The sequence below is a fragment of the Hymenobacter tibetensis genome (genome assembly GCF_022827545.1).
Taxonomy (GTDB): Bacteria; Bacteroidota; Bacteroidia; order Cytophagales; family Hymenobacteraceae; genus Hymenobacter; species Hymenobacter tibetensis.
This window is the reverse complement of record NZ_CP094669.1, coordinates 3,173,407-3,192,184: the sequence shown is the minus strand read 5'-3', so window position 1 is coordinate 3,192,184 and position 18,778 is coordinate 3,173,407. Positions and strand designations below refer to the sequence as shown.

Genomic DNA, 18,778 nt, shown 5'->3' with positions numbered 1-18,778 from the left:
AGGATGCGCGAACACCAGAGCGCAAAGCCTTTGCGTAGCTGGCCGTAGAGCATCCATCGTTTCAAGCCCTAGTCTGCGTGCGCTGTGGTATGCATAGTAGAGGCAACGTGCCAACGTGGAAGGGGAAACCCGTAGCATGCTTCTCCGGTGCACATACAGAAGCGAAGCGGGTCGTGCTTATACCTGCTCGGTGGGCGTAGCGGCTACGGCTGAGGGTGGCGCCTTATAGTTGCTCAAGGAGCGCATGGCCAACAGCAGGCTACCCACGGTGAGTACGGCCCCAGTCAAGAAAGGAGCACCCGGAAAATGAATAGGTGCTTGTGAGCTAGTGAAATAAGAAAATAAATTGGTCATTAGGGGCGGGCCCACAATGGCTGTGAGGCTGACTAAACTCGTGAGGGCACCCTGCAATTCTCCTTGCTCGTTAGGTGGCACTTGCCCCGACATAATGCCTTGCAAAGCGGGCCCCGCAATACCCCCCAGGCAGTATGGCACAAGAAAGGCAAACATCAGCCAGCCCGTTGGGGCAAACGCAAACAACAGAAAGCCCACGGCATAGAAACCTAGGCCCAAAAGTACAGACCGAATTGCGCCCAACTTGGGGTTGAGGTAGCGAATCAGCACACCCTGTACCAACGCCGTCAAAGCACCAATCACCCCTAAAGAATCGCCAACTCGACTTTCATTCCAATGGAATTTATACATAGTATAGTAAGTCCAGGTAGTTTGTGTAGCATGGCCAGCTATATAGATTAACACCAACGAACCCACTAGTGCTAGAATTACTGGGTTTCGGCGCAAAAGCCTAAGCGAGCCAATCGGGTTGGCTCTTGACCATTTGAAGGGACGACGATTCTCCTTGGCCAGCGACTCAGGTAACACAAAAAGTCCGTATAGCCAGTTTAGAAAAGTAAGTCCCGCTGCCACCAAAAAGGGTACCTGCGCGCCAAAGCCCACAAGCTTTCCTCCAAGTACTGGTCCGATAATGAAGCCCAGCCCAAACGCGGCGCCAATCAACCCAAAGTTCTTGGCTCGGTTTTCGGGTGTGCTGATATCCGCAATATAGGCGCCTGCCGTAGTGAAACTGGCCCCCGTGAGGCCCGCAATCATGCGCCCCACAAACAGCCATTCAATGGTGGGTGCAAAGGCTAGAAACAAGTAATCGAGGCCAAAGCCGAACAAGGCGAAGAGCAGCACCGGCCGCCGCCCATATTGGTCGGAGAGGTTGCCCAGCACGGGTGAAAACAGAAACTGCATACCGGCAAAAGCAAAGCCCATCCAACCTCCGTAGCGGGCGGCGGCACTCAGCGGCTCCCCCGTGAGGTGCGTGATTAGCTTAGGCAACACCGGTATAATTATACCGAACCCAATGACGTCGAGTAGCAGCGTGATAAAGATAAAAATCAGCGCCGGCTTGCGAGCCGAGGCAGTTTGAGTTTCTAGCATGAGTAGGGAAGAGCTTGGGGCCCGTAAAGGTACCGGCTTGAGTGCAACAGGTTGCGCCTACGATGGTGCTTCCAAAATATTTGACTATTTAGCTGCTCATTAGAGGCAAGATTCTTCACTAGTTATTAAACCCGCTCTCTTGAAGCGGGACCAGCTTTATACCACTCACTATGTTGTTCTTTTTCGGAACCGGTAATACGCGCGTCGCTACCGTACCACTACCTGGCCTAGCTTGTGTGCACTGTGGTACAACAGATTCCCTCACCAGCACCGTCTTTTCGCGCTACGTTCATCTGTTTTGGATTCCTGCTTTCCCGATAGGAAAAACCAGCGTAACGGTGTGTGCGCACTGCAAGCAAACACTAACAACCCGCGAAATGCCGGTTGCTTATCAAGCTCCCGTGCGAGCCATTCAAGCGCAAGCGCGCACGCCGCTTACCAACTTTATCCTGCTGATGCTCCTTGGAGCGGCTATTGTATTTATCATCGTTGTGGGCAAAACAGCGTCGCGTACGAGCTCCAAGAAGTCGGCTACGGCCGCGAGTACTGCCGTTTCCACCGGTACCGCCGAAAACGGCTTTCGCGACGAGCAAGTAGCCGTAGGCGCCCTTTACAGGTTCCAAGCAAACGACGACGGCCGCAGTTACGGGCTGGTGCAGGTCACGAAGGTCACCACTGACAGCGTGTACTATAAGATGACGGATGTGCTTCGGGGGGAGTTGTCGGACTCCTCCGCTGCCCTGGCCCTACGCGATTCACTGTCTCCAGCCGTACCTACCAATGGCGTGGTAAAGCTGCAATGGCATTATGCTACCACTGGACAAGGCATGTTCAAAGCCCTCAAGTAAAGCAGGAACCACTAGAACACCTGCACTTCCTCACTGCCGAAGTAGTACAGCACACATTCCACTTGTTCGTAGCCAAGCTGCCGGAATAGCTGGGCGTATTGCTGCAAAGGCCGCCGGTGTTGCGGCTGCGGAGGGGGCACTTTAAAGTCAACAAGCGTCACGCGGGTGCCGGACCGGCCGGTAGCGGAAGTGGTGGCCCCAAATACCACCCGGTCGGGCTTGTAGTCGCGCCGCTTCACGCCACCCACTAGAATCTCACGCTCCGTCTCCACCGATACTTGCGTGCTGAAGTAGTGCGCCAACTGGGGGTGCGTCACTACTTTGTGCAGGCGGTCGGTCAGCGCGGGCCGCTCTTTGTTGCTGATCAGGCCTTCTGCCACCAACTGCCGGGCCACCCGCTCTACATCGGTGGCCAGCACCAGGCGGCGCAAGCCGTAGTGCAGTTTGCGGTTCCATTCGCCGAGCCGTTCCTGCTCATCGAAGTCAAACACCGTACTGGCGTGCCGCCGCAGCCGCAGTCGTTCTTCCCAAGGAGCTGTTTCCAGGTTCGAGAGGTAGAAATTGTTGGTAGTTGCTTTCTGCTGACTGCCGGCCGACTGCGCAAAGCTGCCCGTGGAAAGAACAAAGGACACCTGCTCGTCCTGCCAACGGTTTTCACTGCGTAAGTAACTGTGCAGCAGTTCTGCCACGTTTCGAGCTGCCCCCCCGGCAGGTTCAGCCGTAGCATCTGCGTCACTGGTTTTGCGGCCGGTTTCCGTGCGTTTCGTGATGATGTAGAGCCGGTGACGCGGCCGGGTGAAGGCCACGTACAACATGTTTAACCCTTCCAGAAAGGTTTTCTCGCGTTCCTCCGTGTACTGGTCGGTGAGAACGGTGCGCGTAAGAGCCTTCGTAAGTGGCACCACGGCCACAGCGGGCATTTCGGCCACCGGTTTGTCGGCTTCTGAGAGGCGTCCCCACAGCAACGTTGCCCGAAACGGCTCCAAGCTCCAATCCGCAAACGGCACAATTACCACTCCGTAAGCCAAGCCCTTGGCTTTGTGTACCGTAGTGATGGTAATGGCATTGCGGCCGGCGGGGGCGTTGATGCTGAGGGCACTTTTGCGCTGGTCCCAATAAGCTAGGAAGTTGTTGAGGTTGTTGCCAAAGCGCAAGCTGTACTCCAGTGTCAGGTCGAGGAAGCGAAACAAGTACTCGCTCTCGCCGTTGCGGCCCAGCAAGCCAAACAGCCCAATCAGGCGCTCCGTTAGCTCGTAGAGGCCTAAGTTGCCGGTTTCCTGCTCCCGCAAATCATAGCCTAGCGTCCGAAACTCGTCGTAGAAATTAGCGGCGTGCTCTGCGTTGGCCAGCGAAGCAATGTGCCGTGCCCGGTCGGGGGTAGGGGCCAGCCGAAGCACCACTTTGTCGAGCAGTAGCAAGGCTTCCGCGCGGGCCAACGTATCAATAGGTTGGTTGAACACTCGGAAAATAGCCACCAGCAAGTTCACCACCTCCGCAAACTCCAACGACAGCGAGTCGGCGGAAATAATATCGTAGCCCCGCTCCTTCAAAAACTTCGCTACCAGCCGGCTGCCCCGCCGCCGCCGGCTGAGCACGGCAATATCGCGCAACTGAAAGCCGTCGCGCAAGGCCTGCTGCACCAGGGCCAGCGTCAGATACAGCGTACTTTCCTCGTAGTCCAGGCTAGCCCCAACCGGATAGCCAGGTATGGGATGGTCTTCGTACTCGCCCTTGTCGGCAGCATAGAGCTGGGCCGGCGCATCATCCTGGGTGAAGAGAATTTCTACGTGCCCGGTTGCCTCATCAGCCGGCTTGGTTTTCTGCCTCGCAGGAGAAGTAGCAGGCGTCTGCGCGGCGTCCAAGTCAGAAGCCGACGAAAGGATATACTCTAAACTAGCATTGGGCGCACTGAAGTCAAATGCCTCCTCTGCGGCTGGCTCTGAAGGTATTGCCTGCAAATGGGGCCGTTCGCCGCCAATAGCCTGCGGTACCGTTTGTTGGAACTCCTCGGCAAACAGGTCCTGCACCAACGGAAACCCCGCGTGCATCGCCCGGATATGGCTGAAAAAGTCGTTGTTGAACCCCACAATCTCCGCCGCCGACCGGTAGTTTACATTCAAAGAAGCCGGTTCCAGCGTCTGGTCAAGCGTGACATACCGTTCGCGCAGCAAGTCCTGCATTTCGGGATTGGTCGCGCGGTTCACTAGCGCCTCGGTCTGGCCTTGGTGCAAGCGCAGAATCTGCTCCATCTCGCCGCCCCGCCAGCGGTAAATGGCCTGCTTGGCGTCGCCCACGGCTAAGCTCAGGTTGTCGGTCGCTACGGCGTTTTCCACCAGTGGCAGCAGGTTGTTCCATTGCAGCACCGACGTATCCTGAAACTCATCAATGAGCAGGTGGTTATACCGTTCGCCCAGGCGCTCATACAGAAACGGCACTGGTTCGGTTAGCACGATACTGGCAATACGGCGGTTGAACTCGCTGATCAGCACGATGTTCCTTTCCCGGCTTACCTGATCCACAATCTTATTCAGCTCACTAAGCAGCGAGGCGTGAAACAGGTAGGGCTGCATAGCCGCCAGCAACAGGTAGTCGGGCAATACACTGGCACGTAGTCGTTCAAACTGCTCATACGCAGCTAGTAGCGCCGCTTTAGCACTGTCTACACGCTGCCGGTCGGCCTCGCTTTTTACCTTGCCGCTATACCACTTGTCTTGCTCCACAGTGGCACGCACGTAGCTATTAGCTTCCTTTTCCGGCAGCAGGCGCTCTTCCCATTTTGTGGCATACCCAAAGATGCCGCTTCGGCCCTGATACAAATCGGTTTCCGTTACGCCAACTGCTGCTAAGGCGGCCGTAGCTTGCTCCCCAACCGCCCGAAACTCGCCTTCTATCTCCTCGCGCCGCTTGCGTAGCGTTTCGTGCAGCCGCCGAAAATCCTGAAGCGTGAGCGTCTGGAGCTGCGCTACGGCCTCATGCACGGTTTCGTTGAAGAGGAAACCCCCAAATTCCACTAGTTCGCCCGCTAGGTTGTTCCAGCTTTTGCCTTCGTCGGCGCGGCTTAGGGCATATTCGCTTAAGGTGCGGGCCAGCAGCTTGGAGTTTGGGTCGCGGTTTACCTTTTCAAGCAGCGCGGCCACAGCCGTTTGCAGCACGGCCTCGGTATCTAGTTCCACCTCAAACGTGGCTGGTAAGCCCAACTCCCGCGTAAAGGCCGTCACGATGCGCTGCACAAACGAGTCGATGGTGCTCACCGCGAAGTCGGCGTAGTGGTACAGCACCAGCCGAAACGTTGCCTGGGCCCGCCGCCGTACTTCCTGCTGCTGGTCCTCGGTTGTGGTCGCAAAGCGCGGCATCTTGCCTTCTGCAGCTAGCTCGGTGGCCACTTCTGTCAGTAGCGTATCTAGCTGACCTTCTGTGGGGTAGGCAAACCGCCGCAACGCGCCAATAATGCGCTGCTTCATCTCGCCCGCCGCATCGTTGGTGAAGGTAATGGCCAGTATCCGCTTGAAATACCCGGGGTCCTCGTCGCCTAAGGCCAGCTTCAGGTATTCCTTGGTAAGCTGATACGTTTTGCCGGAGCCGGCAGAAGAAGAGTAAATGCGAAAGGTGGCGGGCATTGGGTATGAAAAGTAACTTGCAAAGTTCGGACTTATCCTTCTCTTAAACTTATGAAGTACAGCAATGATTTATCGGTTATTGAGTGGCTGAAACCCACTGTAAATACGCACACAAGTACTCCTGTACTAAAAGTCGGAGATGCAGTGCCTAACATATTTGCTACTTATACTGCTTTGCTTCCAGCAGTTGGTATCATCCAAGGATTTCCTTTTGGTGAAATCAACTTAGAGGACCCATCTATTGCTCAACTCAACAAAAATGCTGCTATATGGGAGCAATACGGAACGCATAGTATTCACCGTAAGCCCAACTATACACCTATTACGTTTAAGCATCTAGCTGCACAGTTTGGTATACCTTACGACCTGTCCATGGTGAGAAGACTAGAATGGAGCAAACGTGGATTTGCCACTTTATCTGAATTGACTATGAGTAGCTTGGTAGCTCTATTGGAGCGTTTAACTGTTGATAATCAACTTTTTCTATACATTGAAGACTACTGGCGTTGGGAGGCAGTTTATCAGTTATTGCCTTCTGCGGATGAAGTAGTTTACTGCGTTTCTATAAAGGAGTTCATTGCTTTTATGGAGCAGTCTTTCTTCGATGCTACGCTTTATCTGTTCCCGTCAGACCTAAGCTGGTGTCTCTTCAACTTAGAAGATAGGCTTTGTCCGGTCATCGGAACTAGTAAGAAACTAGGAGCAACCATTCTTGAAAGCCCAAGCTTAGAAACGCTGCAACTGACATGGGAAAGTGAGCTTTAATTCACCCTATACTGCTCCCCACAGCCGCGCCACCATATCTGGAGTCACGCGGGCGGGGCGTTTGGTTTTCGAGTCCAGAAATACCCACTGCGTTTCGGCCTCACAAAGCAACTTGTTGTCGGCGGCCCGCTCGATGCGCACGAAGCGCTGACTTTGAGCGCCGCGCACTTCGCCTATCCAGGTGGTGCAGCGTAGTTCATCACCAAGCAGGGCAGGGTGGTGGTAGCGGATGCGATGCTCCAGCACCACCCATATAAAGGAGTGTCCTTCGCTAGGCGGATAGGCCGTGTGCCAATGCGCTGCGGCTGTGTCCTGTACCCACTGCACATACTGCACGTTGTTGGCATGGTTTAGCTCATCGATGTCGTGAGGCTGTACAGTGAGCAGGCGTGAGAAGCGGAAGGCGGGCGTTTCCATAAAGTAGGAGTAAGGCAACAGATGATTAGGCAAAGAAACGCAGGAAGGCCAATCTGACTAAGCTCGTCAGTACTCACCGTTTATGATATAACACTGATATAATATTGTGCCTAGACGCTACGAAGTTGGAAACTTCTTCTATCTTTGAGGCAGTTTAAGAAAAAGTGGTTTACACAGTCCAGTTGAGTACTTTCGTAAGGAGGGGAAAGCGGAGTTGAGTGCTGCTTTCCTTAAAAATCATCCATCACAAAAGTACCATGCAGACAGGAACTGTAAAATTTTTCAATGAGACCAAAGGCTTTGGTTTCATCAAAGTGGACGAGACTGGCGAAGACATCTTCGTTCACGTTACCGAGTTGATCGACGAAATCCGCGACAACGACAAGGTTCAGTTCGAAATTGCTCAAGGCCGTAAGGGCCTGAACGCCGTAAAAGTAAAGTTGGCTTAGTCCATCTCCTTTTCGGATACGATTGAAAAGCAGGCTCCAAAGAGCCTGCTTTTTTTGTGCGTGGTTCAAGCGGTTATAAAAGCGGTTTGCCAGAGGAAGCTAAAGAACTAGTTGTCGTCAGTTGAAGAAAATTAAAGTGGTTTATCTCCATCGAACGGCATTGGCCTCAGTATCTACTTCTGATTTTTCAACCGTTCCTACCCCCTAAGACGAGGAGAAGGATTAGTATTCTAGCGCTCTGCTATTGATTACTACAACAGAGCGGTAGCTGTGTGGAAAGCCGTTTTCCACTAAAACAGTAGCTACAGTATAGCTATTGCGTAAAATTGTCACTACCTTTGCAGCCGCATTTGAGAACGGCCTCGTTCCGCGCAGCTTGTAGCTGCCTAAGTAAAAATTGTTGGCCGGCTTTGTCTTCCGTCCGTTGCTTCCGTCACTTGTCGTTGTGAGAGAGTGGGAGAAGAGCGTCGCTGAATTTGCTGTTTTCAGAGCGTAGTGTCTCCACTCCATCAAACACAAAAATGGAAAAAGTAAGATTTGAAGAGCTTTCGCTCTCAGAAGAAATGCAGCGCGCTATTTCGGAAGTAGGCTATGAAGAAGCCTCCCCGATTCAATCGGCTGCTATCCCCGTACTACTCGAAGGCCGTGATGTAATCGGCCAAGCGCAGACGGGTACTGGCAAAACTGCCGCTTTTAGTATCCCTGCAATTGAAAACATCGACACCAACTCCCGCGAGGTGCAGGTACTGGTGTTGTGCCCAACCCGCGAACTAGCGGTGCAGGTGTCTGGCGAAATCCAGAAGCTCGGCAAGTATAAGCGTGGCTTGGCTGTAGTGCCAATCTACGGTGGTAGCTCCTACGACCGGCAGTTCCGTGCTCTGGAGCGCGGCGTGCAGATCGTTATTGGTACCCCTGGCCGCGTAATGGACCACATCGAGCGAGGCACGTTGAAGCTAGAGCATTGCAAAATGATCATCCTCGATGAGGCCGACGAAATGCTGGACATGGGCTTCCGCGACGACATCGAGACGGTGTTGAAGCAGATGCCGCAAGAGCGCCAGACGGTGTTCTTCTCGGCTACCATGAGCAAGCCGATCATGGAGATGACCAAGCGCTACCAGAAGGACCCGCAGATTGTGAAGGTCAACCATCAGGAAATGACGGTTACCAACATCGAGCAGAGCTACTTCGAAGTGCGTGGTCCGCAGAAGAAAGACGTGCTGACCCGCCTCATCGACATGTATAACATCAAGTCGGGCATCGTCTTCGCGAACACGAAGCGCATGGTTGACGAGATAGTAGGCGACTTGCAGGCCAAAGGCTACTTCGCCGAAGGTTTGCACGGCGATATGGGCCAACAGCAGCGCCAGAATACACTCGACAAGTTCCGCAAAGGCACCCTGGAAATCCTGGTAGCTACCGACGTAGCTGCTCGCGGTATCGACGTGGAGAACGTGGAAGTGGTAGTGAACTACGACTTGCCTGCCGACGAAGAATACTACGTGCACCGCATTGGCCGTACGGGCCGCGCTGGTAAGTTGGGCAAGGCCTTCACTTTCGTGAGTGGCCGCGACATCTACAAGCTGCGCGACATCATGCGCTTCACGAAAGCTACCATCAAGCAGGAGCGGGTGCCATCGTTCGAGGATGTATCGGAGGTGAAAACCACGCTCATGCTCAATTCTATCAAGGACGTCATCACGAAAGGCAACCTCGATAAGTACGTTAGCCGCGTGCAGCGTTTGCTTGATCAGGATCAGGAAGATGGCATCACGTCGTTGGACGTGGCGGCTGCTTTGTTGAAAATGACGATGAAAGAAGACAAGCGCGCACAGGAAAGCCTGGACGCCAGCCGTACGCAGGGCGCTGCTCGCCCTGGCTACACCCGTCTCTTCGTCACGATGGGTAAGAAAGACCAGATTCATCCCCGCGACATTGTGGACCTGATTGCCGAAAATACCGGCTTGACGGCTGCGAAAGTGGGCGACATCTCGCTCTACGATAAATTCAGCTTCGTAGAAGTGCCTTCAGAATTCACAGAAGAAGTGGTTAGCCAGCTTGGTCGTACGAACATCAACGGCCGGCCGGTGTCGTTCAATGTGGCCACGCCTCGCCAGGAAGGGGATGCCCAGCAAGAGGGTGGCAACTTCGGCGACCGTGCTCGTCGTGGCCCCGGTGGATTCGGTGGTGGCGAGCGTCGTGAAGGCGGCTACGGCGGCAACCGCGGTGGCGGCAGCTACGGTGGTGGCTATAAGGGCGGCAACCGCGAAGGCGGAAGCGGCTACGGCAGCCGCGAAGGTGGCTTCGGTGGCAACCGCGGCGGTGGCAGCTATGGCGGCAACCGTGGTGGCGGTAGTTACGGCGGCGGTAGCCGTGGTGGCAGCAGCACCTACGGTGGCGGCTACAAAGGCAAGCGCGACAACCAAGGCGATTAATATATCTTGGAGTTAACTGGATTTCGCGGCTTGCATGAATATCATGCTTCATGAATAACCACAAAAAGAAAGAGCCATCTCAATGAGATGGCTCTTTCTTTTTGTCTGAAGAAATGCGCGTGAGCCGATAAGTCGGCTACACCCGTGAATTATTTAGAAGCTTCACGCAGGGCTTTGATTTCGTCGTGGCCTTGCTGAATGCCTTGGTACTGCTTTTCGATAATAGTTTTGAGCTGGCTAGGTAGCTCGGCTTTTAGGGCCGTCTGGTAGGCCTTTACGGCATAGTCTTCGCCTCGCTCGCACTCGTTGAGGATGCTTTCGCGGCTCTTGCTCGTAACAGCAGCTTTCAGGTTGATGAAAGCGCGGTGAATAGTACCCGTGATAGAGCTTTCTTCTTCGGCCTTCAGGTTGAGCTGGTGCATTTGATCTTCCAGTTCAGTTAGATACCCGTCGCGCTGCACAGCGTATCTCTTGAATACCTCTTTCAAATCCTGGTCTTCAACGTCGGTGAGGGCTTCGGAATATCCTTTTTCGCCGTCTTTCAGGGTTTCGAGTAATTCGTTGAGGACGGCTTGGGTTGCTTTAGCTTCCATGAGAAGTAGTGTTAGGTAAGGTGGTTGTGCCTTACTTTACTGTGAAAGCTAAGCTAGGGTTGCGGAGAGTAGCATGAAGCCTACGGTCCGCGTTTCGATGAACTACTTGTCACCGAATCTCTACCGCTCTGCCATAATGCGGTTGCGCCTGAGAGTAGGTAGCACGCGGTCCTAGCAACACAGATGCATACTCATGCATTAGCAACAACCTGCCAAGCCCCACCCGTGCGCTACATTTCGCCCATTGCTCGGCCAGCCAGGTACCCAGTCGTCCAAGCGGCTTGGAAGTTGAAGCCGCCGGTAATGCCGTCAATGTCGAGGACTTCGCCGGCGAAGTAGAGGCCAGGAACACGACGGCTTTCCATGGTTTTCATGTTAATTTCACCGAGCATCACGCCGCCGCACGTTACAAACTCGTCTTTGTAAGTGGTTTTGCCACGAACGGGTAGAGCCGTGTTGAGCAGCGCTTCAATGAGCTTGTTTTGCGGTTTAGCAGGTAGCTCGTTCCAGCGGACTTCGTCGGTAACGCCGGCCTGCTCCGCCAGGGTGCGCCACAAGCGCTGGGGCAGCCCAAACAAGGGGTTGGAGGTTACCACCTTTTTGCCGTGCTGCTCCCGAAACTCCCGCAGGTGATGCCGGAGCGTGTCTTCGTTGTACTCTGGAACCCAGTTGATCAGGGCGGTGCTTTGGTAGCCTAGCTCATGTAGGCGCCGGGCGCCCCATGCTGAGAGCTTGAGCACTGCCGGACCACTCACGCCCCAATGCGTTACCAGCACCGGCCCTTCGTATTCCAGCTTTTCGCCCGCCACTCGTACCCGTACATGCGGCACGCTCACGCCGGGCAGTTCCCGTAGCGGCGACTCGGGCACGTTGAAGGTAAACAAGCTTGGCACCGGCTCCTGAATGCTGTGCCCTAAGGCTCGTAGCCAAGCGTACTGCTCGGATTTGGGCGCGCCACCGGTGGCAATCAGCAACTTGCCGACTGTCATTTCGCCGGCATGGGCTCCAACGAGCTGCAACCGGAAACCCCCATCGGGTAGAGGCTCAATCTGGTCGGGGGAAGTCTGCGTAAGAATGCGCACGCCAGCCTGCCGAGCGGCATCGAGCAAGCATTGGGCAATAGTTTCCGACGAGTCGGTAACGGGGAACATACGGCCGTCGGGTTCCGTCTTGAGGCGGACGCCCCGCTTTTCGAACCACCGAACAGTGGCTTGCGCATCAAACTGCCGAAACGGCTCCTTGAGCTGCTTGGCACCGCGTGGGTAGTGCAGCACGAGTTGGGCGGGAGTGTCGGCGGCGTGGGTTACGTTGCAGCGCCCACCTCCCGAAATCCGCACTTTGCTGAGCAGCTTACTGGTCTTTTCAAGTAGATAAACGGTCAGGTCTGGGTTTGCCTCAGCACAGGCAATAGCCCCAAAGAAGCCCGCTGCCCCGCCCCCTAGCACAGCGACCGTAGAGTTGGTAGTATTCACAAATGCAAAGCTAGATCACAGATTTTTCAATCAGCCCAAACGGTCGGGGGTTAAAGATGCTTGTTGGTGAAGCTCATCCGTACCCCTGGCCAGCAGGCCTGCATCAACAAGCTTGCTCGAACTCCAATCGTTCACAAAACTTTGCTCTTGCGTGGATTTTCTGGCCTGTGCAAGTTAACTAGTCTGCTGCCTAAGGCTTAGCAATATTCCAGGGCTGCTACCAGGTCGTCGTGGCGGAAATGGTAATCGGTGGTTTGGCGCAACAGCGTGGTATCAATGGTTTTGCCGCTGACAGTGGGCGTCTCGTGGCGGAAGGTGGGGGCTTCGAGGCCGAGATGCGCGGCAGCAGCGGGATAAAAGTCGCGCCGGGCGGGATGATGGGCGGCGCAGGCATTGAACGTGTAGCCCCACACTTTCTCTTGGATGATATGGCGCAACAACCCCACACAGTCGTCGAGGTGAATGAGGTTGACGGGTGCGCTGCCCTGCTTCAGTTCGTGCCGCCCTGCCAGGAAACGGCCGGGTGGGCGCTCTGGCCCAATCAGGCCGCCCAAGCGCACCACCGTAGTGAGCCATTGGCCACGGCGAGGCGTGAACTGCCCCTCGGCGCGCAACAAGTCAGAGGGCGCATCGGGGGAGGAAAGGGCATCGGCTTCGCGCATGGCGCGAGGCTCGTCGGGGTAGACGCCGGTGGAGCTAACGAACAGTACGTGCCGAACACCGGCGGCCGCCACAGCAGCTCCTACAGGCCGGAGCAAAGCCGGGTAAGCGCCAGCCGCCGCGGCCCGAGGCGGTACATTGAGTACCAGCACATCGGCTTCGTGGAGCATAGCGTGCAGCGAATCGGCATCGGTCTGCGAAAACTCCGGCCCTAAGCGCAGCAAGTACGGCCGGATGCCGGCGTCGCGAAGGGTCAGCAGTTGCGTAGGAGTGGTAGTGGAGCCGTTCACGGTGTAGCCATCAGCCACGAGAGCCTGGGCCAAGGGGAGCCCAAGCCAGCCACAGCCCAGTACGGCAATGGTTGAAGTTGGAGAAGTAGAGGCGGAAGAGGTTGTTGTCATGCGAGGTAAAGGTGATGAAATTTCTTTCGCGTTCTAAGTAGGCCATGCTGATTGTGCTGCTCGTTGCTCCAGCAGAAGCGGCTATGTTAGGAGTTTTTTTGAACTTGCCCGCTGTTCAATATCTTGAAAACTAAATTATATACTGCTCGGCGCGTATATAGCATATTGCATTGAGTGTAAAATGCTAAGCGCGAAGTGCAGTGGTTTGCTACAGCCGCAGGCAGCCTGCTCATGGCGGCCTGTATGCCGGCCAGTGGTAGGCTGGCGGAGCAGTGGCCAGCGGAGGCAGTAAGGGCTGTTACTGGAATAAGCAGTTTATTTGAGAGGCGAAGAATAGTGCTGCCCTTGGTATCTGGGGGCGGAAGCTTTTTGCCTATTGTTTCATTTCCCACCCATCCTACTCCTATGTCTGCTCCCTACGCCCAACCCATGCTCCGCGACAATGCGCTTCAAGGTAAAACCATCGTCGTCACGGGCGGCGGCACCGGCCTCGGGCGCGCCATGACCACGTACTTTCTACAACTCGGTGCCAATGTAGTCATCAGCAGCCGCAAGCTCGACGTACTCGAAAAAACCGCCGAAGAACTGCGCCAGCAAACCGGCGGCAGCATTCTGGCCGTGCAGTGCGACGTGCGCAAGTACGACGAGGTAGAGGCATTGCTTGAAAAAACAATTACCACCTTTGGCGGCGTCGATGTGCTTCTTAACAATGCGGCCGGCAACTTCATCAGCCCTACAGAGCGCCTAAGCCACAAGGCATTCGATGTAATTGTAGACATAGTGCTGCGCGGATCCTACAACTGCACCCTGGCTTTCGGAAAGCGCTGGATAGCAGACAAGAAGCCCGGGACCATCCTCAACATTGTCACGACGTATGCTTCCGTGGGCTCGGCGTACGTAGTGCCTTCGGCAGCGGCCAAAGCCGGCGTGCTAGCCATGACCCGCTCTTTGGCCGTGGAATGGGCCAAATACGGTATCCGTTCCAATGCCATTGCGCCCGGCCCCTTTCCCACGGAAGGCGCCTGGAGCCGCCTCTTCCCTGAGCCCCTTGCCACCAAGCTTGACCCCGCCGGCAGTGTGCCGCTTAAACGCGTGGGAGACCATCAGGAATTAGCCAACTTAGCCGCCTATATGGTGTCCGATTTCTCCGCTTACATGAACGGCGAAGTGGTAACCCTTGATGGGGGCGAATGGCTGAACGGGGCCGGCGAGTTCAATAAACTCGAAGCCATTCCGGCGCCCATGTGGGATGAAATCGAGAAAACAATGCGGCGCTAATAACGCGCTTACGCAAAAACGGCAGGCTGCATGGGCCGAAGTATGTCTCAGTTGGTGGTTTTGTTTGCCACCTGAGAAGTATGCTTCGGCCCATGCAGCCTGCCGTTCTTTTTGGCGGTAGTATCGGCTACAGCTTGTATGCCGGGTAATCTTTGCTGAATTCGGCCAAGGGGATGGGTTGGTTGGCTATGATGTCGCTGAACTCGAACTTTTCGAACAAGCCTTTGTCGTCATGAACATCAACGATAACGGGCAGCATCAGCTTTTGGTCGATGCAAACGATGGTACGGCGGCCGTAGCCGTTGGGTACTTGCAAGGTTTGGCCAACGGCAATGGCTGAGCCAGGGCTGATACCGTTGCGCTCCATCACGCGGTATTCGCCGCAGCCAAATTTGTCGGCAATGCGGGCCGGGGTGTCACCGGCTACGGTTTTGTACGGCACATAGCGAAACTGCGGATAGTTGGAACGTAGCACGTAGCAAGGACGGCCCAGAATGATAGAGTCGCCGACGTAGCGGAAGCTGCGCTCGAAGCTATGGTCGTGGCGTTGGCTGGAGCCGTGAATAAGGTCGGAGATGGTGCCGAAGCCAGCGTCGAGGGCACTGTGGTGTTGGTTGCGCCGCATGATGGAACCGTTAGGGTCTAGGCTTAGCGTCACGTACGGAAAGCTGTTCGGATACACCCAGGCGTCGCCATCGTTTTGCCCCGCTACCCATAGTACTTCCACCCCTTTGATATTTTTAAGATAAATCCGTTGTGGATTAAACGTCATTTTCATGGACGTTTGGGCACTTTGGTATTTACCAGTAATCAGTCGTTCCTGCGCGCGCACGTTGCAGCGCAGCGTTTTCAGGCTTTCGATGGTGTTGCTGAGTCGGTTCATGAGCTGCTCGGTGGTGATACGGTCGGCGGGAGCCTGAGCAGCAGGCGCGAAAGCAGTTCCTAGAGCCACTGCCGTCAACGGCAAAAAGGCTAAAAGCCGGAAAAAACGCGTCATAGAGGGATGATCGTAAGCAACTTGTTTGGATGCCCGCCTTGCATAAACCGGGCCGGGAGATGAAACGGTGTAAGTGTGAAATGGTGAGTTCAAGGTTCCGACTGCGCAGTTGCCGCCTACCGAACGGTAAACTCACTATTTCATCATCTCACTATTTCACCACTTAGTTCAGACTAATAGGGGGAAAGCGAGAGCTGACACTGTCGAAAACAAACAACTCATTGATTTTTACCGCGGTGAAAAAAGCGTAGAGCGGAAATTGCTGGACCACTTGCCGGATGGCTTCAGCGCTTTGGCCGTTCATGGTTATCCAGCCCTGCGTGCGGTCGGCGCTGATGGCGTAGGCTTCCACCACGTGTTCTTCAATAAGCTGATTGATGAACATGCGGTGCCGGGGAATGAGGGCTACGAAATCTTCGGTGAAAACCACGGGCAACTGAAGCGTAACCATGAATTTAGCCATAAGGCAGGATCTTAAGAGCCAACTAACGCCCAACAGAGCAACAAAGTTGACTATGAGCACCAGGTAGGGCAACTTTTTCCGCATCTCAACAGAATAAGAGGGAGCTCCTTATCGGCCAACTGTACCATGGGCGCCTTTTATGGCTGCCTGCTTACTTCTTGCGTTTTCTGCCATGCACTTTACGGTTATCACGCCGACCCACAACCGCCGTCAGTTTCTGCCTGAGGCCATTGCCAGCGTCCGGGCCACCATCACGGCCCCGCTCGACATTCACTATGAGCACCTTATCCTGGAAAACGCCAGCACCGACGACACCGCCGACTGGTTGCGCACCACCGACCAAAAAGGCGAGGCGCTGCGCGTCATCAGCCAGCAAACCAAACTGCAGCCCGGTCCGGCCCGCAACATCCTGATTCGGGAAACACCCGCTGATTCCTGGCTGGTGCCTCTCGACGACGACGACGTATTGCTGCAACGTTGTCTGTATCACTACGCCGATTTGGTGCAACGCCACCCCGACCAGCCCTGGTTTGTGGCCGACTTCCTGCGCGTAGACGAAGAACGCCGCTATCTGCCTAGCGAAGACTACTATGCGTGGCGCTTCGATTCCGCAGCCGACATGCTCAAGGCCATTTTCAAAGCCGAGCACTTCATTCAAGGTAATGTATGCTACTCTCGGAGTCTGTTTGAAAAGGTCGGCGGCTACGACGAGGAAATTGAAATGGCCGAAGACCTCGACCTCTACGTGCGCTTCCTGCTGGCGGGGCACCTGCCTATTCTGTCGCCCCACATCAGCCATCTGCACCGCTTCCACACCAGCAACGTCAGCATTGGCGTGGACGCCGACAAGCACGGCGCCGACCTGCGCGTCATCTACGACAAGTACGCCGAGCAACTACAAGCAGTAGGCGTGGAGCGGCCAGGCTAAGGGTAAAATTGTCCTTCCAGCATTCCGCGCATCAAGCGGAATGTCGGAAGGACAACAATTTTATTTCACTTCTACGCCGCCTTTTAGCACCAGCTTCACTTGGCGGAGGGCGCCTACGTCTTGTGTAGGGTCGCCGGTGACGGCTACCAGGTCGGCGAGGAGACCGGGCTGAATGCGGCCACGGTCAGGGAGTTGGAAGATACGGGCGTTGCCGCTGGTGAAGCCGCGCAGTACTTCGAGAGCAGTAAGGCCGTATTCGCGAGCTAGGAGTTCGGCCTCGCGTACATTGTCGCCGTGAGTGAACACGCCCACGTCGCCACCGATGGCCAGCGCCACGCCACTTTGGTGAGCGAGCTTCATGCTTTCTTTCTTTTGACGCAGGCGCTCGGGCTCCGGGTCTTGGCCTTTGCGGTAGCCGCGATACTGTGAAATAGCGTCGCCGGCGGCTACGGTGGGGCACAGAGCGACGCCGCGCTGCTTCATGAGTTTGAAGACTTCGGCGGTGCCGCCGTCGCCGTGCTCGATGGTTTGCACGCCAGCGAGCGTGGCCCGGCGCATGCCTTCGGGGGTGCTGGCGTGGGCCACTACTGGACGACCCGCGCTGTTAGCGGTTTTCACAATCAGATTGAGCTCATCTTGCGTAAAGGTGGGGCGGCTTGGCTCGTTGGCACCCCACCGGTAGTCGGCGTATACTTTGATGATGTCGGCGCCTTTGCCGATTTGCTCCCGCACGGCCCGGATGATACCATCAACCCCATCGGCTTCTTGAGCGCCTTGCGGCACCTCGACATCCACAGAAAGCTTAGGGCCATAGCTGCCCGTGGCTACTAGGGCGCGAGTGGCTACCAGTAGGCGTGGGCCCGGAATCAGGCCTTGGTCTATGGCTTGCTTCAACCCAACATCGGCATAACCAGCACCTTCCGTACCCAGGTCGCGGGCGGTGGTGATACCGGCCGCCAGCGTAGCGCGGGCATGGGCCGTGGCGCGCGCCACCCGCAGAGCTTCTGATTCGAGCAGTACCTGGTCGTTCCAGGGTGTTTCGTTGTAGGGATGCAGCAGTAAGTGGGAGTGACCCTCAATCAGCCCAGGCAGCAGCGTAAGGCCTGGCAACTCCAAGGTGCGGGCACCCGCGGGGGCCGTTACCTGTGCGGCCGGCCCCACGGCCCGGATTCGGTCATTTTCAACCAGCACCACCCAACCAGGATGTAGCGCCTCGCCATCGAAGACGGCCGCGGGGCGGAGCAGCAAAAGCACGGTGGCCGCGGGCGGATGGGCCGCGCTGGAAAGGCTAGTGAGCAGAAAAAAGCTGCAAGCGAAGAGAAGGCGCAACAAAGTAGGGGGAAGTTGATTGACTCCTACAAGTTAGGGCTGCCGCTTCAAATCATACGATATACCCACCTGCGCATCCCACACAAATAGTCGCTGGTCATCGAACCGAAAGTTCGCGTCCTCTACAGGGAAACTGCGTAGCAATACTTTAGGATGAAAAACAGCGTCTACATTGAAGCGGCTCCCGCCGATGTGCTTGTATGTTACGTTGGACCATAATCCAAATCCAGGCTTCAGTTCGTCGCTTCGTTCGCGCGCACCTAGTAAGTAAAAACCGGCGCTAGGGCCTATCGTCGCTTCATAGTGGGGCGCAAACGCGAGCCGTGCGGCCAGAAAGCCCTGCAACGAATACAGAAAGTTATGATACGCCCCAATGGCCCGGCCGCCGCCTGCTGCATCAGGATATGATATAAAGTCCTGGTACACCTGTCGGTTGCGGCCGGCACTTATGCCCACGCCAGCCACCATATGCTGCCCGAGCGGGAGCACAGTGTGCAAGGAAGTGGAAGCAACTCCGGCAAACGAATCTTCACTGACACGTGTGTAACTACCCGTAAGCATCAGTTTCTGACTGAAGCCTGGCGTTAAAGCGCCTAATAAAACGGTAGCGAGTGTAAACGTTCTTTTCATGAGTTAGCCTAGAATAAAGAAGGGAGCCACTCCTTCGAGTCGCTCCCGGT

General features: G+C 55.6%; 16 protein-coding genes. 6 read left to right on the top strand and 10 right to left on the bottom strand.

Features of this window, described 5'->3' with window-relative positions; all coding sequences use genetic code 11:
• Positions 1–177: 177 nt before the first annotated feature.
• A complete protein-coding gene (locus MTX78_RS12820) occupies positions 178–1,446 on the bottom strand; it encodes a TCR/Tet family MFS transporter (protein ID WP_243794696.1) in 1,269 nt (422 codons plus the stop codon).
• A gap of 170 nt (positions 1,447–1,616) precedes the next feature.
• Between MTX78_RS12820 and MTX78_RS12815 the strand changes: the two genes are divergently transcribed.
• Entirely contained in the window at positions 1,617–2,294 is a 678-nt protein-coding gene (locus MTX78_RS12815) for a hypothetical protein (protein ID WP_243794694.1), read from the top strand.
• A gap of 11 nt (positions 2,295–2,305) precedes the next feature.
• On the opposite strand, the gene MTX78_RS12810 is transcribed toward MTX78_RS12815, so the two are convergent.
• Positions 2,306–5,911 (bottom strand): UvrD-helicase domain-containing protein, encoded by a 3,606-nt coding sequence (locus MTX78_RS12810; RefSeq protein WP_243794692.1) that lies wholly within the window; start codon positions 5,909–5,911, stop codon positions 2,306–2,308.
• A 51-nt stretch (positions 5,912–5,962) separates the two neighbouring features.
• Between MTX78_RS12810 and MTX78_RS12805 the strand changes: the two genes are divergently transcribed.
• Complete coding sequence (locus MTX78_RS12805) at positions 5,963–6,676, top strand: hypothetical protein (protein ID WP_243794690.1); 714 nt, start codon at positions 5,963–5,965, stop codon at positions 6,674–6,676.
• Between the two features lie 6 nt (positions 6,677–6,682).
• Here the strand turns inward: MTX78_RS12805 and MTX78_RS12800 are convergent, their stop codons facing one another.
• Positions 6,683–7,093: an acyl-CoA thioesterase gene (locus MTX78_RS12800; protein WP_243794688.1), complete on the bottom strand. Its 411-nt coding sequence runs from the start codon at positions 7,091–7,093 to the stop codon at positions 6,683–6,685.
• 257 nt (positions 7,094–7,350) lie between these two features.
• Here MTX78_RS12800 and MTX78_RS12795 point away from each other — a divergent pair, with 257 nt between their 5' ends.
• Both MTX78_RS12795 and MTX78_RS12790 read left to right on the top strand, forming a co-directional pair.
• Positions 7,351–7,542, top strand: a complete 192-nt coding sequence (locus MTX78_RS12795; RefSeq protein WP_022824769.1) for a cold-shock protein — start codon at positions 7,351–7,353, stop codon at positions 7,540–7,542.
• A 521-nt stretch (positions 7,543–8,063) separates the two neighbouring features.
• Positions 8,064–9,977, top strand: coding sequence for a DEAD/DEAH box helicase (locus MTX78_RS12790; RefSeq protein ID WP_243794687.1), 1,914 nt, complete (start codon positions 8,064–8,066; stop codon positions 9,975–9,977).
• A 149-nt stretch (positions 9,978–10,126) separates the two neighbouring features.
• Here MTX78_RS12790 and MTX78_RS12785 read toward each other — a convergent pair whose 3' ends face one another.
• The 3 genes from MTX78_RS12785 to MTX78_RS12775 all read right to left on the bottom strand — a co-directional run bounded on the left by MTX78_RS12785 (position 10,127) and on the right by MTX78_RS12775 (position 13,103).
• Positions 10,127–10,570: a PA2169 family four-helix-bundle protein gene (locus tag MTX78_RS12785; protein ID WP_243794680.1), complete on the bottom strand. Its 444-nt coding sequence runs from the start codon at positions 10,568–10,570 to the stop codon at positions 10,127–10,129.
• A 230-nt stretch (positions 10,571–10,800) separates the two neighbouring features.
• Positions 10,801–12,042, bottom strand: a complete 1,242-nt coding sequence (locus tag MTX78_RS12780) for a BaiN/RdsA family NAD(P)/FAD-dependent oxidoreductase (RefSeq protein WP_243794678.1) — start codon at positions 12,040–12,042, stop codon at positions 10,801–10,803.
• Between the two features lie 197 nt (positions 12,043–12,239).
• The gene (locus tag MTX78_RS12775) at positions 12,240–13,103 is read right to left on the bottom strand and encodes a Rossmann-fold NAD(P)-binding domain-containing protein (RefSeq protein WP_243794677.1); all 864 of its coding nucleotides are present in this window, start codon (positions 13,101–13,103) and stop codon (positions 12,240–12,242) included.
• A 405-nt stretch (positions 13,104–13,508) separates the two neighbouring features.
• Between MTX78_RS12775 and MTX78_RS12770 the strand changes: the two genes are divergently transcribed.
• A complete protein-coding gene (locus MTX78_RS12770; protein WP_243794675.1) occupies positions 13,509–14,381 on the top strand; it encodes an SDR family oxidoreductase in 873 nt (290 codons plus the stop codon).
• A 127-nt stretch (positions 14,382–14,508) separates the two neighbouring features.
• Here the strand turns inward: MTX78_RS12770 and MTX78_RS12765 are convergent, their stop codons facing one another.
• Complete coding sequence (locus MTX78_RS12765; RefSeq protein WP_243794674.1) at positions 14,509–15,378, bottom strand: LysM peptidoglycan-binding domain-containing protein; 870 nt, start codon at positions 15,376–15,378, stop codon at positions 14,509–14,511.
• A gap of 163 nt (positions 15,379–15,541) precedes the next feature.
• A complete protein-coding gene (locus MTX78_RS12760; protein ID WP_243794672.1) occupies positions 15,542–15,841 on the bottom strand; it encodes a hypothetical protein in 300 nt (99 codons plus the stop codon).
• 172 nt (positions 15,842–16,013) lie between these two features.
• On the opposite strand from MTX78_RS12760, the gene MTX78_RS12755 reads away from it, so the two are divergent.
• Positions 16,014–16,769, top strand: coding sequence for a glycosyltransferase family 2 protein (locus MTX78_RS12755; RefSeq protein WP_243794670.1), 756 nt, complete (start codon positions 16,014–16,016; stop codon positions 16,767–16,769).
• Between the two features lie 60 nt (positions 16,770–16,829).
• On the opposite strand, the gene MTX78_RS12750 is transcribed toward MTX78_RS12755, so the two are convergent.
• Positions 16,830–18,098, bottom strand: a complete 1,269-nt coding sequence (locus MTX78_RS12750; protein WP_394805615.1) for a metal-dependent hydrolase family protein — start codon at positions 18,096–18,098, stop codon at positions 16,830–16,832.
• Positions 18,099–18,131: 33 nt separating this feature from the next.
• The gene (locus MTX78_RS12745; RefSeq protein WP_243794663.1) at positions 18,132–18,728 is read right to left on the bottom strand and encodes a hypothetical protein; all 597 of its coding nucleotides are present in this window, start codon (positions 18,726–18,728) and stop codon (positions 18,132–18,134) included.
• Positions 18,729–18,778: the final 50 nt, after the last annotated feature.

Bases quoted from the DNA above. Each gene is read 5' to 3' on its own strand.
- MTX78_RS12820 (WP_243794696.1), bottom strand. From the start codon at position 1,446: ATGCTAGAAACTCAAACTGCCTCGGCTCGCAAGCCGGCGCTGATTTTT.
- MTX78_RS12815 (WP_243794694.1), top strand. From the start codon at position 1,617: ATGTTGTTCTTTTTCGGAACCGGTAATACGCGCGTCGCTACCGTACCA.
- MTX78_RS12810 (WP_243794692.1), bottom strand. From the start codon at position 5,911: ATGCCCGCCACCTTTCGCATTTACTCTTCTTCTGCCGGCTCCGGCAAA.
- MTX78_RS12805 (WP_243794690.1), top strand. From the start codon at position 5,963: ATGAAGTACAGCAATGATTTATCGGTTATTGAGTGGCTGAAACCCACT.
- MTX78_RS12800 (WP_243794688.1), bottom strand. From the start codon at position 7,093: ATGGAAACGCCCGCCTTCCGCTTCTCACGCCTGCTCACTGTACAGCCT.
- MTX78_RS12795 (WP_022824769.1), top strand. From the start codon at position 7,351: ATGCAGACAGGAACTGTAAAATTTTTCAATGAGACCAAAGGCTTTGGT.
- MTX78_RS12790 (WP_243794687.1), top strand. From the start codon at position 8,064: ATGGAAAAAGTAAGATTTGAAGAGCTTTCGCTCTCAGAAGAAATGCAG.
- MTX78_RS12785 (WP_243794680.1), bottom strand. From the start codon at position 10,570: ATGGAAGCTAAAGCAACCCAAGCCGTCCTCAACGAATTACTCGAAACC.
- MTX78_RS12775 (WP_243794677.1), bottom strand. From the start codon at position 13,103: ATGACAACAACCTCTTCCGCCTCTACTTCTCCAACTTCAACCATTGCC.
- MTX78_RS12770 (WP_243794675.1), top strand. From the start codon at position 13,509: ATGTCTGCTCCCTACGCCCAACCCATGCTCCGCGACAATGCGCTTCAA.
- MTX78_RS12765 (WP_243794674.1), bottom strand. From the start codon at position 15,378: ATGACGCGTTTTTTCCGGCTTTTAGCCTTTTTGCCGTTGACGGCAGTG.
- MTX78_RS12760 (WP_243794672.1), bottom strand. From the start codon at position 15,841: ATGGCTAAATTCATGGTTACGCTTCAGTTGCCCGTGGTTTTCACCGAA.
- MTX78_RS12755 (WP_243794670.1), top strand. From the start codon at position 16,014: ATGCACTTTACGGTTATCACGCCGACCCACAACCGCCGTCAGTTTCTG.
- MTX78_RS12745 (WP_243794663.1), bottom strand. From the start codon at position 18,728: ATGAAAAGAACGTTTACACTCGCTACCGTTTTATTAGGCGCTTTAACG.